This is a genomic window from Megasphaera elsdenii DSM 20460 (assembly GCF_003010495.1).
Classification (GTDB): domain Bacteria; phylum Bacillota; class Negativicutes; order Veillonellales; family Megasphaeraceae; genus Megasphaera; species Megasphaera elsdenii.
The window spans coordinates 2160803-2180787 of the sequence record NZ_CP027570.1 but is presented as its reverse complement, the minus strand read 5'-3'; the positions used below and the strand labels follow the sequence as shown (position 1 = coordinate 2180787).

Genomic DNA, 19985 nt, shown 5'->3' with positions numbered 1-19985 from the left:
GCAGAAGCCTTTGTACGATATACGACCCGCCCTCTTCACAGGATCGGCTCACTCATGCTATGATAAAGGGGATTGATTTTTTGAGTGAGATAAGGAGGTACCTCTATGAATTTGGACGGTATCACATTACATTGTATTACGAATGAGCTGGCCGATATTTTGAAGGGCGGCCAGATTTCCAAGATTTATCAGCTCGATGCCCGTTCCCTTTATTTCCGCATCTTCAATGATGCGGGCATCCATCATCTGGTCATTACCCTCGACGATTCGCCGCGCCTGTACATCGCCGAGACGATGCCGCCGACGCCGGACGTCCCGACGGGGCTCTGCATGTTCCTGCGCAAGTATTATGAAAACGGCCGCATCGCCGCCATCGCCCAGCTGCACCTGGACCGTCTCATCGACATCGACATCGACGTCCTCGACATGTCGGGCCGCCTGGTGACGCGCAAGATCCACGTCGAACTGATGGGCAAATACAGCAACGTCATCTTCACGGAAGACGGGACAATCATCGAAGCCCTGATCAAGACGGGCAAGAACAAGCAGGCCCTGCGCACGATTGCGCCGCATGAACCGTATGCCTTCCCGCCGAATTTCATGCGCATGGACCCATTCTCCTTCTCGGCCCAGGAGCTGGCGGAAATGATGACAACCGGCACGGACGAACCGCTGAAGACGTGGATGCTGAAGCGCTTCAACGGCATGAGCACGGTCGTCCTCAACGAACTGGCCTTCGACTCGGGCCTCTCCGTGACGACGCCCGTCGGCGAACTGTCGCCGGCAGACCGCTTCACCTGGTGCCGCACGGTCGAAGAGTTCGGCAAGCGCCTGGCGAATATCTCCGGCGCCTATGTCTACACCGTCAAAGGCAAGGAAGTCATCTTCCCCCTGGAACTGCACAGCCTCTCGCAGTACCCGCGGCGCCACTTCAAGCTCATCGAGACCTACCTCAGTGAATACCAGGCCACGCACCGCAGCCTGAACAGTGAACAGGAACAGCTCCAGAAAAAGGTCGCTAAGCTCATTGAGAAGCAGAAGCGCAAGATCAAGCGCATCGCCGCGGAAATGAAGGAAACGAAGAAGATGGACACGTACAAGCTCTACGGCGACCTCCTGATGATCTATGCCTACGAAAAGCACGACCATGAAAAACAAGTCACTGTCAAGAACCTCCTCTCAGAGGAACAGGAAAAGGTGACCATCCCCCTCAACCCGGCGTACTCCATGACGGACAATGCAAACCGCTACTACAAGCGCTATACGAAGATGCGCAACCGCAAGCAGATGTCGGCCCAGCTCCACGAAGAGAACCAGAAGCATTTGGATTACCTCTATTCTTTGGAATACGCCCTGGAAAACACGAGTACGAAAGACGAAATCGCCGACATCAAGGCGGAAATGAAGCAGGTCGGCCTGATCAGCGGCCACAACAAGGAAAAGCTGAAGAAAGAATCGGCCCAGGACATCCTGACCCTGAAGGTCGACGGCCTGGACATCTGGATTGGCCGCAACAACCGGCAGAACGACTTCCTGACTCTGAAAAAGGCCCATCCCTATGACCTCTGGTTCCATGTCAAGAACCAGCCCGGCTCCCACGTCATCCTCGCCTGCCACAACGTGACGCCGACGGATGCCCAGATCGAACGGGCTGCCGAACTGGCCGCCTACTACAGCAAGGCCCGGGAAAGCTCGAAAGTCGAAGTCGACTGCACCCTAGTACGCCACGTCAAAAAACCGGTCCACGCCGTCCCAGGCTACGTCATCTTCACCAACCAGACCACCTACATCGTAGAACCGAAGAAATGACGGCTAGCAAAAAGGACCCCCGCATGAAGCGAGGGTCCTTTTAATTTGCGGTTTTCAGTTTGTAGTTTATAGTAAAAAGCAACCTCTCAGTCAGCTTCGCTGACAGCTCCCCTATCAGGGGAGCCTGCAGGCGCCCCCTACAACTTCAAACTCCAAACTTCAAACTTCAAACTTTTTATTTTTTCAAGTACCAGCTCAATGGCTGGGCTTTGGCAGCGGGGTTATTGTTTTGCGAGTCCTTAGCGGCGGCGAAGATGAGAGAATCACGATACATCTTGGCTACGGTCTCTAAGGTTTCCAGGCGGTAAAAGGCCTGGGTCAGATTTTGGCCGACGGTGGCAGCGCCGTGACGTTCCATGAGGAAGACATCTGCTCCTTCTGCGGCTTCGGCACAGGCCAGGGCCAGGGCTTCCGATCCCGGCGGCGCATAGGGTACGGTCGGCACCGGTCCCAGGACCAGGGCTCCTTCGGTGACGATGTCTGGCCGGAAGGGGATGCCGGCTACGGTCAGGGCCGTTGCCGTGATGGGATGGGCGTGGATGATGGCCTTTATGTCCTCTCGCTTCCGATAAATTTCCAAATGGAGGGACGATTCGGACGACGCCTTCCCCGTCCCTTCCAGGACATGGCCGTCGAGGTCGACGACGAGCAGGTGCTTGGGCTTCAGCTCTCCTTTCGGCACGCCTGACGGCGTAATGACGATGGCCCCGTCGCTGCGGCGGAAACTGATATTGCCATCGCAGGCCGTGACCAGGCCGGCTTCTTTCATCTGGGTGCCGATGCGGCACAGTGTTTTCTTGGTATCCACTCTCCCTGCCCCCTTTTAGCGCATGGACGGCATATTGCGGCCGTTATAGATTTCCAACATTTCCTGATGTACTTGACGGCGTATCTGCTGCTGCTGGCGCGGCGTCAAGTCGTCCTTGGTGATGTTGAACAAATAATTATCCAAATCGAAATCGTGGAGGACCATCTTGGTATGGAAGATGTTTTCCTGGTAGACGTTGACATCGATCATGTCGTAACGGTTGCGCGTCGCCGGGGCGATGTAATTCTGGATGGAATTGATGCGGTGATCGATGAACAGCTTCTTGCCGTTCATATCGCGCGTAAAGCCGCGGACGCGGTAATCGAGGGTGACGATGTCCGAATCGAAGCTGTCCAGGAGATAATTCAAGGCATTGAGCGGCGAAATGCGGCCACACGTCGAGACGTCGATATCAGCCCGGAAAGTCATGATGCCCTTTTGGGGATGGCTTTCGGGATAGGTATGGACCGTCAAGTGGCTCTTGTCGAGATGACAGACGACGTCGGCATCGTTCACTTCTTCTTCGGAAATGAGGATGGTGACGCTGGCCCCTTGTGGGTCGTAATCCTGACTGGCCACATTGAGGATGTGCGCGCCGATGATATCCGACACGTTGCGCAGGATCTGGGTCAGCCGTTCGGCATTATACTGTTCATCGATGTATTCGATGTACTGGCGGCGTGACTCGTCACTGACAGCATAGCAAATGTCATACATGTTGAAGCTCAGGGTCTTGGTCAGGTTGTTGAACCCGTAGAGCTTGAGTTTATTATTTTTCATGAATTTCCCCCACCCATTCCTGCAAGAGTTACCGTTTGATTCGTTCGATCTCGCGAAAAGCGACATCTTTAATGGCCCCGTCTTCGATGGACACGATGGCATACGTCCCCTGCCGGTTGTCCCGGGGCAGGCCGATGCTGCCGGGATTGACGACCCATAAATCGCCTTCGGTCTTGATGAAGCGGCGGTGCGTATGGCCAAAAGCGACGAGATCCGCCTGATGCTGGCGGCCCAGCTCGACGAGCTTCTGCCAGCGCCGTTCGCCATACCACTGACAGCCGTGGATGGCGACGATGCGGATGCCGCCGACGGTAATGCAGCGACATTCGGGATCGTTCGTACGGGTCATATAGTCGTTATTGCCCAGGACGGCGTAGACCGGGACGCCCGTATAGATGGCCAGGTCTTCGCCGTCATCGCAGTAGTCGCCGCAATGGATCCAGGCAGCGACGTCCGGTGCCGTATCGGCCATGCGCGACAGACATTCAAAGCGGCCGTGGCTGTCACTGACCAGGCCGACGCGGACCGTACTCATGACAAGGCCTCGACGAGCTTTTTCAAGGCTTTGCCGCGATGGCTGATTTCATTCTTTTCGGCCATGGACAGCTCTGCCATGGTCTTGCCCTTGTCGGGTACGTAAAACAGCGGATCATAGCCGAAGCCGTTCTGGCCGGCATAGAAGTCGCGCAGGATGCCGTCACAGCTCCCTTCAGCCGTCACCGTCCGGCCGTCCGGCCAGATGAGGACGAGGGAACAGATGTAGTGGACCGTCCGCTGTTCCGGCGGAAAGGCGGCCAAGTCGGCGATGAGCTTCTGGTTATTGGCTTCATCGTCGCAGTCCGGGCCGGCATAGCGCGCCGAGTAGACACCGGGCCGGCCGCCGAGGGCGTCGGCGGCAATGCCCGAATCGTCCGCCAGGCAGGGCAGGCCGGTAGCCTTCATGTAATACGTCGCTTTGAGCAGGGCATTTTCGGCAAAGGTCGTCCCCGTCTCTTCCGGTTCGGTGATGTCGGCGATGACGTCGTGGACGGAGACGGCTTCGTAGCCCAAAGGTTCCAGGATGCTCTTGAACTCCCGGATTTTTCCGGCATTATGCGTTGCCAGTACGATTTTTTCTGCCACAGGCCTTTCTCCTTAGTCCTTATTCCGGTTCTTGACGAACTGGGCGTAATTCTTGATGACGACGATCGGCGTCTTCTGGGATGCATTGCCGAAGGGGTTGTCGATGAGGATCTTGGCGATTTCCTTCGGGTTCAGGCCTTTGCTGTGGCCGAGGACAGCCGAACGCTTGAGGTCGTTGACGTCAGCGACGACAGCGCCGTAGCAGCCCATGCGCTGTTTGATCTTTTCAGCCACTTTATCCGGTTCAGCCGGGCCGTAGACGATGCATTTATCAAAAGGCGGCATCGTTCCGGTGACATCGTCTGTCAGCGAGGCCTGGCGGCATTTGGCATACCATACGCCATTCTTGCCGACGAGTTTGGCCAGGAAGCCGACGAAGAACCAGAACATCATCTTCCATTCGCCTTCCAGGTTCATGGCTGCCTGCATGCCATAGAGGCTGGCCATGCTGCCTTCGCCGGGGACGAAGCGGCGCATGAGGCGGGCCTGCCACGACGGCGTCAGTTCTTCCGGGCGGGTGTAGCGGCGCTGGGTAATGGCGACGACACTTTCGGCCGAGCAGACCAGATCATCCGGGCCGACGATGTCTTTCGCATATTCTTCAATGACATCGACAATATCATCTTTATCCGTAAGGATTCTCGTTTTTACAGGTACTAATTCTAATTCTGCCATCTCGTTAAAACCTCCTAGTTCTGTTCCAATGCGTGCTGTACTTCCGAAGCCTTCAAGGTAATGCGGGCTTTATGGATGTACCATTCGCTGCGGGAAACGACCTGATATACCAAATCGATGGGCATGTCAGGGAAGGTCTTCAAGTCTTCGCGGATATTGCCGTCTTTGCTGACCAGGGCGATGGTGACGCGGATCATGCCTTTGTCGCCAGGGTTGAAGATGACCGATTCCCAATAATTATCATCGCGTTCAGCGGCTTTATTGGCCAGCTGGGAATGGACGATGACTTTGTCATACTGTTCGCGGGGCAGCAGGGTCCGGGGATAGAAGTCCATGATGGTGCCGAGCTGACGGCCGGCATTGTGGATGGGCACTTCCGTTTCAAAGACAGCCGTATCCTGAGTCATCTGCTTCAGTTCGAACGGTTTACGGCGGCGGGCTTCAATGACGAAGCGGGCATCGCCCTGCCGCCAGGCAAAGAGGCGGAATAAAAGGTACAAGACAGCGACAATGCCGATGACGGCAATGACAACATTGAGTAAGACATAGAAAAACACGACGCAAGACTCCTTTTGTATAATATTTTAATAACCATTAAGTGAGGGAAATTTCTTCAGCCGTAAATTCATTGGCCGGGATGAGATGCTGGGCCAGGCGGGACCCGCGGCCACTCTCTGCCGTAAAGCACAGGCGGAGGTTCCCCGGTTCCGGCTGCTTATTGAGGAGGCCGTCCTTTTTCAAGACGTCCAGCGTTTCCAGGGCCATTTCGTGAGCGGGATCGACGAAGGCGATGGAATCACCGCAGAGCTCTTCGAACAAGGGCTGGACAAAGGGAAAATGGGTGCAGCCGAAGATGGCCGTATCGGCGCCGGAATGAAGGACCGGTTCCGTATAGCGCTTCAAGGGCTCGCGGATTTCCGGGCCGTCGAGGACGCCCCGTTCGATGAGATTGGCCAGGGCCGGGCAGGACTGTTCGACGATTTCGATGTCCGGATCCATGGCAGCCGCCACTTTGCGATGACTGTGATTGGCGATGGTGAGGGGCGTAGCAAAGACGGCGATCTTTTTGGTCGCACTGATTTCCCGGGCCGTCCGCAGTCCCCGGCTCATGCCGATGAGGGGATACGGCACTTCCCGGACGACCGTATCATAGGCGACGGCGGTCACGGTGTTGCAGCCGATGGCGACGAGCTTGACACCCTGGGCCGTCATGAAACGGAGGATGTCCCGCGTATAGGCCAGGATTTCCTCCGGCGTCCGCGTCCCGTAAGGGTTGCGCTTGGTATCGCCGACATAGATGATATTTTCATGAGGCAGCAGCATCCGCAGCTTGGCGACAACCGTCAGGCCGCCGACGCCGGAATCAAAGACGCCAATAGGCTGTGCATTACGTTCCATGGACCCCTCCCCCGGCCTGGGCAGCCGCTTTGTCTTCGGCATACATGGCCTGTAACTTCTTATAATCGGCCTCATCGAGGCGGGCGACTTTGCCGCTGTCCTTGTGGGCAAAGACATTCTGCGTCGTCCCCGTCGCCAGCAGGCGGTGGTCATCGTGATGGACGATGCGGTACGAAAAGACCATCTGCGCCCGGCTCAGCTTGACCAGCCGCGTCTCGATATCGATGGTATCGGCATAGTTGATGGGGCTGATGTACTCGCAGGACACGCTCTTGATGGGATAGGAAATGCCCTGGTCCAGCAAGGCGAACAAATCGATGCCGGCAGCTGCCAGATATTCACAGCGACCGCACTCGAACCAGCGGATATGATTGGAATGATGGGCAATGCCCATCATATCGGTCTCATAGAACCGCACTTTTTCAACAACAGTAATCATAAGTTCTTAACTCCTAACTTTATGCATCTTTCATTATGCACACGCATACTATTTTACGATGAGGAAGTATGTTTGTCAAAGGAAAAAGAGCTGTCCACGACAGCTCTTTTTTCCCAGCCTTCACACATGGACGCGGAAGAACGGGAACATATGACGTACTTTTTCACGGTGTTCCGGTTTGACATAAGTCCCGGCCAGGCGCAGGGCCGCGGCGACGACGGCCGCATCATCGAGCCAGCCGAACCCGGCAAAGACATCGGGCACGAAATCAAAGGGCAGGATGACATACCCCAAGGCCCCCATCAGGGCCAGTTTGATGAACTTCGGCGTGTCTTCATCCTGCATGCAGTAAAAAATCGTCAGGAGCTTCGGCAAAAAGTGGACCTTTCTCCCTGTCTTGCGGATAAAAGTGACAAACTTGCCAGGCGTATAAAAACGTGCAAAAAAGCGCAGTATCTTCCACATGGGCCTTCACCTTACTTTTTATCTTCCAAAGGGATCTTGGCATCTTCTACGGCGGCTTTGACCTTGTCTTCGACGGACAGGCCTTCACTGTCGGCAGGAGCTGCCGTTTCAGCCTTGGCGTCCGTGCCGGCTGCCGTAGCTGCTTCTGCAGCTGCTGTTTCCGCTTTGCCGGCTTCTCCGTCTTTGGTTTCTTCTGCTTTTTCTTCGACGATTTCGTCGACCAGGTCATCGTGATGGCGGACGGTATGATAGAGTTCTTCCCCTTTTTCCTTGACGTCCTGGAAGCGTTCTTTGGCGACGCCGCCCCATTTCTTCATGAAATCGATGGTTTCATCGCCGAGGGGGACGTTCTTCAAGGGATTTTCCTTGAGCTTATCGACCTGTTCCCGGGCTTTATCCTTCCATTCGCCCATCATGTCGATGTAGGGACCCATGTCGGTAGGCATGCCGTCTTTCAGCCAGCGCTGGGTAACGCGGCCCAGGCTGTACGTGATGCCGACGGCAACCGGGACCTGGATGGCGCTGAAAGGAATGATCGTCGTCAGCAGGCTGCCGGCGACACGGCTGCCGACGGCGCCAAGGAAGGCGATGAGGGCCCGTTCACTCAATTTGACGTCATAGACTCTGGCAATGCGGCTGACCAGATAGACTTCGTTGGCCATGAGGGCCACCGTCCCGACGAGGGGCGCGATGACGATGGCGCCGGCCCGGGCAGCAGCCCAGCGGCACAGCATTTCGACTTTCACGTCTTTGTCTTCCGTCGATTGTTCCATGGCCTTGACGACACTGGCAGCGGCTTCTTCCGTCGACTGGGACTGCGCCTTCACATCGGCCAGTTCCTGTTTCAGGGCTGCAATTTCAGCCTGCAGTTCTTCCACTGTCTTTGCTTCTTCTTTGTATACTTCTTCTGCCATAACAAACACCCCAATCTTTAACGTATTAAAATTTATACTTTATATTTTCCCATGTTTCTACCAGCTTGTCAAACCCCCATCGACAGGAAGTGCGGCTGCCGTAATGAATGACGCGTCCTCGCTGAGGAGGAAGGCAATGGCCTTGGCCACTTCGTCGGCCCGGGCCAGGCGGTACAAGGGGTACTGCTCTTTCATGGTATCTTTCGTCGTGTCGGGATGGTCCCGGAGCTGCTGTTCCAGCAGGGGCGTCTCGACATCGCCGGGACAGACGCAGTTGACCCGTATCTGGTGCGGTGCCGCTTCCAGGGCCAGGGATTTGGTAAAGGCCACGACGGCACCTTTCGTCGCCCCATAGAGGGAACAGGCCACGTTGCCCTGAAGGCCGGCATCACTGCTGACGGTGACGATGCTTCCGGGCTTGTGCCGCAAGTACGGCAGGGCATGGCGGCAGAGATACATCGTCCCGAAGACGTTGATGGAAAACAGGCGCTGCATATCGTCAGGCGTGACATTTTCCAAGAGATTCTCTTCATAGACGCCGGCCGACGTGACCAGGCCGTCGAGGCCGCCGAACTGGCGGACCGTCTCTTCGACCATCCGGCGGCAGTCGTCGTCGCTTACTACGTCGCCTTGAATATAAAAGGTCCGGCCGGGCCGAGCCAGGAAAGCCAGGGCAGCCTCCCCCTTTTCTTGATGACGGCCGCTGATGGCGACGTTCCAGCCCCGGTCCAATAACACAGCCGCCGTCGCCAGGCCGATGCCCGACGTGCCACCGCTGATAAGTACCGTATCCATATCGTCCCTCCTACATGATCCCAAAATAAGATAAGCCCAATTTGCCGATGAGGACGATCGTCACGGCCAACATGACCAGGCGGACGAAACCCGTGCCACGGCGGATGGCCAGGCGGGAGCCGAAGAAAGCGCCCGTAAAGATGCATACGGCCATGGCGATGCCGTAGACGTAGAGAATCTGGCCCCACCAGATGAGGAGAACGAAAGACGTCACATTGCTCATGAGGTTGAGGATCTTGGCATTGCCCGCAGCCGTGACGAAGTCGAAGCCCAAAGTGGCGAAGCCGACGATGAGGAAGGTCCCCGTCCCCGGCCCGATAAAGCCGTCATAGAAGCCAATAGCCAGGGCCATGACCAGGGCGGCCAGGACATTGCCCCGGGTGTTGCCGCTGTACGTACTGACGGCGCCGAGCTGGCGCTGGGTAAAGACGAAGGCCGCTGCGGCGATGAGGGCGACGATGATGATGGGCTGGAGCCATTCGCTGGGCAGATAGAGCATGACCAGGCAGCCCAGGACGGCGCCGACGAAGGTTCCCGGCAGGATCCGCTTCAACAGGCCCATATCGACCTTGCCAGCCCGCCAGAACTGCCAGGCGCTCATGACGGCGCCAAAGGTAGCGGAGAACTTATTGGTCCCGATGGCCAGATGCGGCGGCAGGCCAGCGGCTAAGAGGACCGGCAGGGAAATGAGACCGCCACCGCCGGCAATGGAATCGACGAAACCGGCCAAAAAGCCTCCGGCCATGATGAAGAGCAGCAGCGACGCCGATAAGGTCGTATGAAAAAGTTGAAATTCCATGAAAAAATACTCCTTTTTGGAAAAAAACTCCTCTTGCTTCGCAAAGCGAAACCGAGGAGACCCTTTTCTCAATGTTCATATATCAAATCCGTCGCCGCGCCGGCTGTCTGCGGCCGCAGGAGGCGGACGATTTCTTTGCCGATGATCCGCGCACCGTCGCGATGACAGTCGAGACTGGCTTCCGCCATGGCTTCCAGTTCTTCCGGATGCGTCAGGAGGCCGGCTGCGACCGATACCAGGTCTTCCTGCTTCTTGACCCAGCGGGCACAACCCTTGGACTGCATGTACGTCGCATTGGCTTCTTCCTGGCCCGGGATGGGACTGTACAGGACCATCGGCACCTGGACGGCTGCCGCTTCGGTACAGGTTAGGGCACCGGGCTTCGTGACCAGCAGCGACGCCCGGCACATGAGCTGGGGAATCTGGTTGGTATAGCCCAGGATATCGACGGGATGGCGCAATTCACTGCGCATCTTGCACAGCTCGTCGTACAAGTCGGCGTTGTAGCCGGTGACGACGGTGAAGCTGTCGACGGCATCGAGGCGGTCCAGCAGGGTCAGGGACTGCTTGATGGACCCCATGCCCAGGCCGCCACCCATGATGAGGACGTTCTTGTCAGCTTCATGAGCCGCATCCCAATGCCAGCGGTCCTGTTCGAAGGCCTTGCGCACGGGGATGCCCGATACGACGACCTTATCGGCAGCGATGCCCTGTTCGACGAGCAGGTCCTTGAGCTGCGAAGCGGCGACACAATAGACGTCGATCTGGGGATAGACCCAGAGCTGGTGGATGGCGAAATCCGTAATGACCCCTACCAGGGGGATGTCGAGGCGGTGCTGGCGCTTCAAAAGGGCCGCCGCCCCTGCCGGGAAGGGATGCGTGAAGACGAGGACATCGGGCTTCTTTTCGGCCAATACCTTGAGCATCCGCCGCTTGAGCCCCCAGGCAAAGAGCGTCTTGACGACGAGTCCCTTCTTATATCCTTGTGACGAATAGTACATCAAATCGTACAGCATGGGAAAGACGTCGAGGATCTTGATATACGTTTCCTTGACGATGTTGTCGATAGACAGGACATCGTTGGACAGGAAATCCAGGTGTTCCACTTCACATTCTTCGGGAATGGTCTTGACGTATTCTTCTATCGCCCGTGCTGCCTGTGTATGCCCCGTGCCGATAGATGCGGACAGGATCAGGACTTTCTTCTTTGTCATGCATGATACCCTCTTTTATAAACAGCATTAGTCTAGTAGCTCATACTACTATGGTACGACAATTTGCAAGAAAAGAAAAGGGCCGTTTTTCATGCGGCCCTTCGAAATCGTACCTTATTTGTTGTTGACCAAATCTTTGAGCTGTTTGCCAGCTTTGAAAGCCGGGGTCTTGGAAGCTTCGATCTGAATCGGTTCGTTGTTGCGCGGGTTGCGGCCTTCGCGGGCTTTGCGCTGACGGACTTCAAAAGTACCAAAACCGATGATCTGGACTTTGTCGCCTTTCGTAAGGCTGTCGCTGATAACGCTGAATACGGCTTTTACGGCTTTTTCAGCATCTTTTTTGGTGATTTCTGCTTCATTGGCTACTGCAGCGATTAATTCTGTTTTGTTCATGTTACTAGGTCCTCCTTTAAATCGTTACATTGCGTAACGCTAACAGTCTGTATTTTCTTTCTGCCGTTCTATCTGTTTCGCTTCCTTCCAGAATGAGTCGAGCTCATCCAGGGAAAAAGCCTCCCACGGCCGGCCCGACTGGCGGACCCGGTCCTCTACGTGAGCAAAGCGGCGTCGGAATTTACTGTTAGCCCGATGTAACGCACATTCCGGCTCTATATGATAGTGTCGGCATAAATTTGCAAAGACGAACAGCACATCCCCAGCTTCTTCTTCGGCATGGACGGGATTCCCTTCGCCAAGGGCCTGGCGGAACTCTTCCCATTCTTCGTGGAACTTATCCCAGACGCCCTGGACATCGGGCCAGTCGAAACCGGTCTTGGCCGCTTTTTCCTGAAGCTTGTCCGCAGCCAGGAGCGACGGCAGGCCGGGAACGACACCATCCAGCAAGTGAGCATGCTGCTGGCGTTGTTCGCCTTGCTTTAATCTATCCCAGTTTAACATACTCGTACCTATGTTTTCAAGGCTTTTTTGGCTAAAAACGTGGGGATGGCGCCGAATCATCTTATCGGTGACGTCTTTTACGACATCTTGGGCCGAAAAAAGACCTTTTTCCTGGGCAATGCGGGCGTGGATGGCGACCTGGTAGAGGATATCCCCCAATTCCTCGCGGATACCGTCGATATCATGGCTGTCGATGGCATCGAGCATTTCATAGACTTCCTCGATGAGGTAGCGGCGCAAGGTCCGATGAGTCTGGGACCGGTCCCAGGGGCAGCCGTCTTCGCGGCGCAGGCGCGCCGTCACGTCGACGATGGGCGTCACGTCAAAGGGCATCGCCTCGTCCCCTTCACGGCGCCGGGCTTCCTCCAGGAGCTGGCACACGGCCCGGGCCATGGCCGGTCCGCCCGGGACGGTATGGACGACGGCGTGGAGGCGGCTTTCACGCAGCAGGAAGGCGATGACAGGCGCATAAGCTTCGGCAAAGGACTGGCCGTCCCGGCCATACGAATCCAGGGGCCGGTCGTCGCAGCCCAAAGGGATGATCTTGATTTCCATAGCAGTTCCTCATTTCTCGGCAAATATGCCTATGCCTGCCATTATAACACGGAGTCCGTCATTTGTCGCGTTTTTCCGGAAAAAGGACGTCCCATAAGACCTGACGGACATAGGGACCATAAGTTCCTTTTAAAGCAGCTCCAGGACCGTGCAGGGCCGCTGTAACGATGTCCGACAGGATGCGGGCCCGGGCCGGCGAAAAAGCATTCTTCCTGCCGGCCAGGCCGTGCAGATCCCGGAGCTGGAAAGCCGCCCGGTCATAGTCTTCCTTGACGATGAGCCAACGCACCTGGAACAGGGCCTGTACGTCGCGGTGGAAGCGGCGCAGGCCGCCGCAATGGTCCCACCAGGCATAAAACCGTTCTTCCTGCCGCCGGCGCAGGGACAGGCGCAGCAGGGCCAGCAGCGGGCGCAGGTACTGCTGTCGGCTATAAGAGCCAGGCGGCTGCCGCTGTAGGAGCTTCCGGGCCCGGTCATAGTACTGCTCGGCCTGGTCATAGGCCCGGCCGGGCTGATCCGTCAGGGCCAGTTGGCCCGCCCGTTCCAGGAGGACCCCTAAGAGGTAGGGATATTCCGGCTGGTCCGGCTGGAGCTGCCAGGCCGCCAGGAAGTCGCGGACCAGCCGGCGGCAGCGGCAGATCTGTCCAATCCGGTCCCCCGCCGCCAGGGGCCGGCCGTAGAGCAGGGAGATTTCTTCCAGCAAAGACGATCGCAGGGACAGGTAATGAAAGTCCTGCCGGAGTTCATGAGGCAGATACATGAGCAAACCTTCTTTCTCTTCCATTTTCTCCAGTCTAACAGAGAAAAATGAAAAAAACCTGAAAAGCAAGGCTTTCCAGGTTAAGATTTGCTTAGAAAATCATGGCTGGCTCAGTTTCGTCAGCAGACGGATGAGTTCGGCTTGTTCGTCTTCGCTGAGGCGGTTCATGAGCGTCGAGATGCGCAGGTAATGACCGGGCAGGACCTGGTCCATGAACTGGCGTCCCCGGGCCGTGAGGCTGACCTTCTTGCCCCGCTTGTCTTCCTGGTCGATGACGACCGTCGCCAGGCCGTCACGGACCATACGCTTGACCATGGTCGTAATCGTCGCCCGGGTCACGCCGGTCTTGGCCGCCAGCTGCGACGGCGCAATCCCTTCCGGGTTCTGGTGCAGGACGATCATGACCCGCAGCTTCCCCTGGGACAGATGATACTGTTTCGTCAGGACGTCGTTGATGGACGACCGGATGATTTCTGCAGCCTGTGAAATGCGCAGCATCGCCAGGACTGCCGATGGTTCGATTTCCGGGACGAGCCGGGCGTGTTCTTCCAATTCTTCCCTCGTCGGAAACGCTTCAAATCTCATAGTCTTCCCCTCTTTTGTTAGCTTACTAACAAAAAGTATAAAATAAAACGAGGAAAAATACAAGCTTTTTCCTCGTTTTATGAAAGTTTCTTTATAATATATGCGTCAGGGTTACATATTCTTGCTGCGCAGGTCGGCTAAGATGGCCTGAACGCGGGCGACAGCCTGGTCGATGGGAACGACTTCCTGTTCACCAGTCCGGCGGACCTTGATTTCGACAGTCCCTTCGGCAGCACTCTTCTTGCCGACGGTGATCCGGACAGGATAGCCGATGAGGTCGGCGTCGTTGAATTTGACGCCAGCCCGTTCGTTACGGTCGTCGAGGAGGACATCGGCTTTGGCAGCCTGCAGAGCCTGATAGAGGTCGCCGGCGATGCGGACCTGGTCCTGGTCCTTGCTGCTGACCGGGACGATGGCCACTTCAAAGGGCGCAATGGCGACAGGCCACATGATACCGTGTTCATCGTGGAACTGTTCGATAGCTGCCGCAATGGTACGGGTGACGCCGATGCCGTAGCAGCCCATGACGTACGGTTTCGCCTTGCCGTTCTGGTCGAGGAAGGTCGCATGGAGGGCTTCGGAGTACTTCGTGCCCAGTTCAAAGACCTGGCCGACTTCGATGCCGCGGACGATTTCGACAGGCGCGCCGCAGTGCGGGCATTTGTCGCCTTCGACCATGTTGCGGATCGTCGTGACCGTGACGTCCTTGAAATCGCGGGACGGATTGACGTTCTGGTAGTGATAGCCGGCCTTGTTGGCCCCGGTGACGCCATTGGGGACGTTCATAGCCGACGGGTCGACGAGGACGAAGAAGGTTTCATTATCCGGTTTGTCGGCACCCATGGGGCTCATGTAGCCCGGCTGGAGGCCGTGGGCCTTCAATTCATCTTCTGTGGCCGGTTCGATGACATTGCCGCCGATGAAGTTCTGGACAGCGACGTCATTGACTTCATGGTCGCCGCGGACCATGCAGAGGACCGTCTTTTCGCCATCAATAGTAAAGGCGACGGCTTTGATCGTCTTTTCTACGGGGATGTGCAGGAACTGGGCCAGGTCTTCAATGGTCGAGCAGTTCGGCGTTTCGATGAGTTCCACATCTTTTGCGTCTTCTGCCGGCATTTCCACGGCCTGGGGGACGGCCTTTTCGATATCGGCTGCATAGTCGCATTTCGAGCACGATACGATTTCGGCTTCGCCGGCCTGGGCCAGGGCCATAAATTCGTGTGTATGGTTGCCGCCGATCTGACCGCTGTCGGCTTCGACAGGCTTGAAGTTCAAGCCGCAGCGCGTGAAGATGCGCGTGTAAGCCTCGTATTCATCCTGATAGCTCTTGTGCAGGCCTTCTTCGTCGACGTCGAAGGAATAGGCGTCTTTCATGACAAATTCGCGGCTGCGCATGAGGCCGAAACGCGGACGGATTTCGTCGCGGTATTTATTCTGCATCTGCCACAAGGTGACAGGCATCTGCTTGTACGAACGCAGTTCATTGCGGACCAGGGTCGTAATCAGTTCTTCGTGAGTCGGACCGAGGCAGAAATGATTGCCATGGCGGTCTTCCAGTTTGAACATTTCCGGACCATAAGCATTCCAGCGGCCCGATTCATGCCAGATTTCAGCGGGCTGCATGATGGGCATCATGATTTCCTGGGCGCCGATGTTTTCCATTTCTTCGCGGACGATGGCTTCGATCTTGAGTTCGACCCGGCGGCCTAAGGGCAGGAAAGAATACAAGCCGCCGCCGTTCTTGCGGATCATCCCGGCTTTCAACATATACTGATGGCTGGCGATTTCGGCGTCTGCCGGGATTTCCCGCAGCGTCGGACTATACAATTTCGATGCTAACATGAGTTAAGACTCCTTTGCAATGGTTTTTTCGATTTCTTCCACCAGGCTGGACACGAGCTGGTCTTCCGGCACCGTGCGCAGGACCTGGCCGTGGGAAAAGACGATGCCCTTCCCCTGGCCGCCGGCAATGCCGAAGTCGGCTTCCCGCGCTTCGCCCGGGCCGTTGACGACACAGCCCATGACGGCTACCTTGATGGGGACGGTCAGATGAGAAATGGCCTGTTCGACTTCCTGGGCCAGGTCGATGAGGTGGACCTGGGTCCGGCCACAGGTCGGGCAGGAAATGAGGGTCGGCCCGAAATGGCGCAGGCCGAGGGAACTGAGGATGGTCTGGCCGGCCTTGATTTCTTCGACAGGGTCACCGGTCAGGGATACGCGGATCGTATCGCCGATGCCCTCGTGAAGCAGCGTGCCGATGCCGATGGCCGACTTGATGCTGCCTTCGCGGACCAGGCCGGCTTCGGTCACGCCCAGGTGCAGAGCATAGGGGACCTTGTCGGCCAATCTTTCATAAGCTTCGATCATCAATGGGACGTCGGAAGCCTTGAGGGAAATGACCATGTTGCGGTAATCCATGCGTTCCAGGATGCGGATATGGCGCAATGCCCCTTCGACCATCCCTTCTGCTGTCGGATGGCCGCCGCTCTGGGCCAGGATATCCTCCGGCAGGGATCCCGTATTGATGCCGATGCGGATGGGGATGCCTTTGGGACGCACTTTTTCGACGACTTTGACGACGTTTTCGTCAGCGCCGATATTGCCCGGATTGATGCGCAGGGCCTGGACGCCGCTGTCGACGGCCGCCAGGGCCAGGCGGTAATCGAAGTGGATATCGGCTACGATGGGGATATCTACGGCCTGGACGACGGCTGCCAAGCCCTTGGCCGCTTCCATATCGGGAACGGCAAAGCGCAAGATTTCAGCCCCATACGAGGCCAGGCGGCGGGCATCGACGACGGCTTCGGCCATGTGGGCCGGATTGACCGTCGACATGGTCTGGACCGATACGGGGGCATCGCCGCCGATGATCACCGAACCAGCCCGGACGGGAAGAGATTTTCTACGTTTCATGAAAAGCCTGCCTTTCTAAAAGCGGCTGAGATCCTGAAACATGGCGAACAGGAACAGGGAACCCAAGAGGACGGCCCCTGTGACCTGAATATAATACAACGCCCGTTTCGGCATCCGCCGGCGCGTAATTCCTTCGAGAATCAACAAGATAAGATAGCCTCCATCCAGCAAGGGTACGGGCAGGAGATTCAAGATGCCCAGGTTGATGCTGAGGAAAGCCGTGAACATGAGCAGATTGGAAAAACCCGAAGCGGCGACCTGGCCAGCCAGCTGGGCCACGCCGATTGGGCCGGCGACTTCCGCCTTTTCCCGGCCCGTCACCATATCATAGAGGCCGACGACCATGAGCTGGCAGAGCTCGCCCGTCCGCTGGACGGCCATGCCGGCCGATTCAAAGAAACCATGGGCTTCGCGGGTCGTCATGGGCATGACGCCGAGCATGGCCTTTTTCGAGGCACTGTCCACTTCGGGCACCAGTTCGACGCCCTGCACCTGGCCGTCCCGTTCGATTTCCACGGTGACGACGTCATGGCTGTACGGTGCGACGGCCTGGGAAATATCGGTCCACTTGGAAATATCCTGATTGCCGATACGGATGATGCGGTCGCCTGCCGTAAGGCCTGCCTGTTCCGCCGGCGAACCGGAAATGGTCGAGCCGACGACGGCTTCTGGCGATACCGTCACCGTACCGATGGCAAAGAACAGTCCCCACAGGAGGAAGATGGCCAGGATGAAGTTCATGATCCCGCCGGCAGCGATGACGATCATGCGCTTCCAGACGGGTTTGTTGAGGAAAGACTTTTCATTCAATACTTCATCTTCGGTCATGCCGGCAATGCGGTTGAACCCGCCGAGAGGGACGGCCCGCAGGGAATATTCTGTATCACCGCGGCGTACACTGTACACTTTGGGACCAAAACCGAGTGCGAACTCATCGACCTGCATCCCTGCCCACTTGGCCGTCGCGAAATGGCCCAGTTCATGGACGAAGATGATGACACTGAAGACGAAGATCGTCGCTAAAATAGTAAGACCCACGGGAAATCCCCTTTCTACAACAGGGAAGCAGCACAGCGGCGGGCCCAGGCGTCGGCCTGGCGGATAGACGCCAAGGTGACGTCGTGCGAGACCGTGTGCCGTTCCATGACAGTACGGACAATGTCAAAAATACGCGTAAAGGAAATTTCTTTACGCAAAAACGCATAGACAGCGACTTCATTGGCCCCGTTGAGGACACAGGGCATGGTCCCGCCGATGCGGCCCGCTTCATAGGCCAGGCCGATGGAAGGGAACTTCTCGTCATCAGGCGGGAAAAATTCCAGCGACCCCAGGGTCTTCCAGTCGATGGGCCGGGCGCCGCGGACGGTCATCCGGTCCGGATAAGTAAAGGCGTACTGGATGGGCAGGCGCATGTCGGGCAGGCCCAGCTGGGCCAGGATGGAGCCGTCGATGAACTCGATCATGGAGTGGATGATGCTCTGCGGCTGGATGACGACTTCGATCTTGTCGAAGGGCATGTGGAACAGCCAGTGCGCTTCGATGACTTCCAAGCCTTTATTGAACATCGTCGCCGAATCGATGGTGATCTTGCCGCCCATGTTCCACGTCGGATGCTTCAGGCACTGTTCGACCGTGATGGACGAAAATTCCGACACCGGCCGGCGGAAATGAGGGCCGCCGGAAGCCGTGATGAGCAGCTTGGCCACTTCCCCTTCCTGTCGTCCCTGGAGACACTGGAAAATAGCGCCGTGTTCACTGTCGACGGGCAGGATGCGGACGCCGCGGGCAGCGGCCTCTTTCATGACCAGCTCGCCGGCAGCGACGAGGGTCTCTTTATTGGCCAGGGCAATGTCCATGCCCTTTTCGATGGCATGCAGTGTCGGTTCGATACCGGCGGCACCGACGAGGGACGTCAGGACGATGCGGGCGTCACATTCATCGATGAGCTTTAACAGCCCTTCGCTGCCGGAAAAGACAGTACACGCCGGGCCGACGGCGCGGCGCAGTTCGTCAGCGGCCTTTTCGTCGACCATGCAGGCCCATTTCACCTGATGGTCCTGTACCTGCCGGGCCACGGCCTGCCAATGGGAATAGGCAGCAACGCCGGCCAGGCGGAAGGCATCCGGATGGGCTTCGATGACGTCGACAGCCTGGGTCCCGATGGAACCGGTGCTGCCTAAAATCAGAATATCCTTCATTCCCCTGCCCTCCTTAAATAACCAGAATCAAATAGGCATACAGTGCCGGCGCTGCAAAGAGGAGGCTGTCGAAGCGGTCCAGGACACCGCCGTGGCCGGGAATAATGTTTCCCGAATCCTTGACGCCGCAGACGCGCTTCAAGATGGATTCGACCAAGTCTCCCAAAGGCGCCATGATGCCGACGATGATGCCGATGGCCAAGGCATGGAGCACGGAGAATTTAAAGATCAGCGAGAAAATGATGGCTACCGCCAGGGTGCCGACGAAACCGCCGATAGCCCCTTCGCGGGTCTTGCCGGGGCTGATAGCCGGGCAGAGCTTGACTTTGCCCATCATCTTGCCGACGGCGAAGGCAAAGGTATCACTGGCCCAGGTCGAGAAGATGAGGAGAAAGACGAAGAACCGCGCCGGTTCCAGCATGACGGCGCTGAAACTGCTGCCCATGAAGGACGCGACGGAACCGCTGCGCAGGGCCAGCATAGCCAGAAAGCCGCAGCCGATGTAGAGCAGGCCGTATAACGTATAGGCGCTGTCTACGGGCTTGACCTTATCGTGAAAGAACACCGTCCGCAGCATGAGCCAGCAGAGCAGGCCCAGAGCCAGGACGAGCATGGCCTTGGTACTGCCGAACCAATAGGCTGCTAAGATGGCGACGAGCCAGACGGCACCGCATTTGTCTGCGGGCACGGCATGGAGCTTGCGGACCAGGTTGCCGTATTCGTACCAGGCGACGAGGGATAACAAGGCCATCATGAGGAAAAACAGCCAGTTCCCTTCGTAAATCACAAAAATCGTAAAGGCACCGCCGACGATGCCTGTCAGTATTCGTTTTGCCAACATATCATATACCTTCCC

23 protein-coding genes are annotated in these 19985 nt (G+C 57.1%); 1 reads left to right on the top strand and 22 read right to left on the bottom strand.

Features of this window, described 5'->3' with window-relative positions; translation table 11 throughout:
• Positions 1–105 precede the first annotated feature (105 nt).
• On the top strand, positions 106–1809 hold the full coding sequence (locus tag C6362_RS10335) for an Rqc2 family fibronectin-binding protein (protein ID WP_014016724.1): 1704 nt from the start codon (positions 106–108) through the stop codon (positions 1807–1809).
• 175 nt (positions 1810–1984) lie between these two features.
• On the opposite strand, the gene C6362_RS10330 is transcribed toward C6362_RS10335, so the two are convergent.
• The 22 genes from C6362_RS10330 to C6362_RS10225 form a co-directional block, all read right to left on the bottom strand.
• Positions 1985–2617, bottom strand: a complete 633-nt coding sequence (locus tag C6362_RS10330) for a class II aldolase/adducin family protein (protein ID WP_014016725.1) — start codon at positions 2615–2617, stop codon at positions 1985–1987.
• A 15-nt stretch (positions 2618–2632) separates the two neighbouring features.
• Positions 2633–3397, bottom strand: a complete 765-nt coding sequence (gene speD, locus C6362_RS10325; RefSeq protein ID WP_014016726.1) for an adenosylmethionine decarboxylase — start codon at positions 3395–3397, stop codon at positions 2633–2635.
• A gap of 28 nt (positions 3398–3425) precedes the next feature.
• Positions 3426–3932, bottom strand: coding sequence for a metallophosphoesterase family protein (locus C6362_RS10320; RefSeq protein WP_014016727.1), 507 nt, complete (start codon positions 3930–3932; stop codon positions 3426–3428).
• The gene (locus C6362_RS10315; protein WP_014016728.1) at positions 3929–4519 is read right to left on the bottom strand and encodes an XTP/dITP diphosphatase; all 591 of its coding nucleotides are present in this window, start codon (positions 4517–4519) and stop codon (positions 3929–3931) included. Before C6362_RS10315 ends, C6362_RS10320 begins: the two co-directional genes overlap by 4 nt.
• Before the next feature lie 12 nt (positions 4520–4531).
• Entirely contained in the window at positions 4532–5194 is a 663-nt protein-coding gene (locus C6362_RS10310) for a coenzyme F420-0:L-glutamate ligase (protein ID WP_014016729.1), read from the bottom strand.
• A 14-nt stretch (positions 5195–5208) separates the two neighbouring features.
• On the bottom strand, positions 5209–5751 hold the full coding sequence (locus C6362_RS10305; protein WP_014016730.1) for a hypothetical protein: 543 nt from the start codon (positions 5749–5751) through the stop codon (positions 5209–5211).
• A 37-nt stretch (positions 5752–5788) separates the two neighbouring features.
• A complete protein-coding gene (gene murI / locus C6362_RS10300) occupies positions 5789–6592 on the bottom strand; it encodes a glutamate racemase (protein ID WP_014016731.1) in 804 nt (267 codons plus the stop codon).
• On the bottom strand, positions 6582–7031 hold the full coding sequence (locus tag C6362_RS10295) for an acyl-CoA thioesterase (RefSeq protein ID WP_014016732.1): 450 nt from the start codon (positions 7029–7031) through the stop codon (positions 6582–6584). The genes murI and C6362_RS10295 overlap by 11 nt, the downstream gene beginning before the upstream one ends.
• A gap of 120 nt (positions 7032–7151) precedes the next feature.
• Positions 7152–7496: a YkvA family protein gene (locus tag C6362_RS10290; RefSeq protein ID WP_014016733.1), complete on the bottom strand. Its 345-nt coding sequence runs from the start codon at positions 7494–7496 to the stop codon at positions 7152–7154.
• Positions 7497–7507: 11 nt separating this feature from the next.
• A complete protein-coding gene (locus C6362_RS10285; RefSeq protein ID WP_014016734.1) occupies positions 7508–8410 on the bottom strand; it encodes a hypothetical protein in 903 nt (300 codons plus the stop codon).
• 57 nt (positions 8411–8467) lie between these two features.
• Positions 8468–9205 carry an SDR family NAD(P)-dependent oxidoreductase gene (locus C6362_RS10280; protein WP_014016735.1) on the bottom strand — a complete coding sequence of 246 codons (738 nt, stop codon included), beginning with the start codon at positions 9203–9205 and terminating at the stop codon, positions 8468–8470.
• Between the two features lie 10 nt (positions 9206–9215).
• Complete coding sequence (locus C6362_RS10275) at positions 9216–10004, bottom strand: sulfite exporter TauE/SafE family protein (protein WP_014016736.1); 789 nt, start codon at positions 10002–10004, stop codon at positions 9216–9218.
• 68 nt (positions 10005–10072) lie between these two features.
• A complete protein-coding gene (locus C6362_RS10270; protein WP_014016737.1) occupies positions 10073–11218 on the bottom strand; it encodes an MGDG synthase family glycosyltransferase in 1146 nt (381 codons plus the stop codon).
• 114 nt (positions 11219–11332) lie between these two features.
• The gene (locus C6362_RS10265) at positions 11333–11611 is read right to left on the bottom strand and encodes an HU family DNA-binding protein (protein ID WP_014016738.1); all 279 of its coding nucleotides are present in this window, start codon (positions 11609–11611) and stop codon (positions 11333–11335) included.
• A gap of 39 nt (positions 11612–11650) precedes the next feature.
• On the bottom strand, positions 11651–12670 hold the full coding sequence (gene mazG / locus C6362_RS10260) for a nucleoside triphosphate pyrophosphohydrolase (protein ID WP_014016739.1): 1020 nt from the start codon (positions 12668–12670) through the stop codon (positions 11651–11653).
• 58 nt (positions 12671–12728) lie between these two features.
• Complete coding sequence (locus C6362_RS10255; protein ID WP_232501466.1) at positions 12729–13454, bottom strand: hypothetical protein; 726 nt, start codon at positions 13452–13454, stop codon at positions 12729–12731.
• A gap of 75 nt (positions 13455–13529) precedes the next feature.
• Positions 13530–14015 carry a MarR family winged helix-turn-helix transcriptional regulator gene (locus tag C6362_RS10250; protein ID WP_014016741.1) on the bottom strand — a complete coding sequence of 162 codons (486 nt, stop codon included), beginning with the start codon at positions 14013–14015 and terminating at the stop codon, positions 13530–13532.
• Between the two features lie 111 nt (positions 14016–14126).
• A complete protein-coding gene (locus C6362_RS10245) occupies positions 14127–15860 on the bottom strand; it encodes a proline--tRNA ligase (protein WP_014016742.1) in 1734 nt (577 codons plus the stop codon).
• 3 nt (positions 15861–15863) lie between these two features.
• Positions 15864–16931 carry a flavodoxin-dependent (E)-4-hydroxy-3-methylbut-2-enyl-diphosphate synthase gene (gene ispG, locus C6362_RS10240; RefSeq protein WP_014016743.1) on the bottom strand — a complete coding sequence of 356 codons (1068 nt, stop codon included), beginning with the start codon at positions 16929–16931 and terminating at the stop codon, positions 15864–15866.
• A gap of 15 nt (positions 16932–16946) precedes the next feature.
• Complete coding sequence (gene rseP, locus C6362_RS10235; protein WP_014016744.1) at positions 16947–17969, bottom strand: RIP metalloprotease RseP; 1023 nt, start codon at positions 17967–17969, stop codon at positions 16947–16949.
• Positions 17970–17983: 14 nt separating this feature from the next.
• Positions 17984–19129: a 1-deoxy-D-xylulose-5-phosphate reductoisomerase gene (locus C6362_RS10230; RefSeq protein ID WP_014016745.1), complete on the bottom strand. Its 1146-nt coding sequence runs from the start codon at positions 19127–19129 to the stop codon at positions 17984–17986.
• A 13-nt stretch (positions 19130–19142) separates the two neighbouring features.
• Positions 19143–19970, bottom strand: coding sequence for a phosphatidate cytidylyltransferase (locus C6362_RS10225; RefSeq protein ID WP_014016746.1), 828 nt, complete (start codon positions 19968–19970; stop codon positions 19143–19145).
• Positions 19971–19985 lie beyond the last annotated feature (15 nt).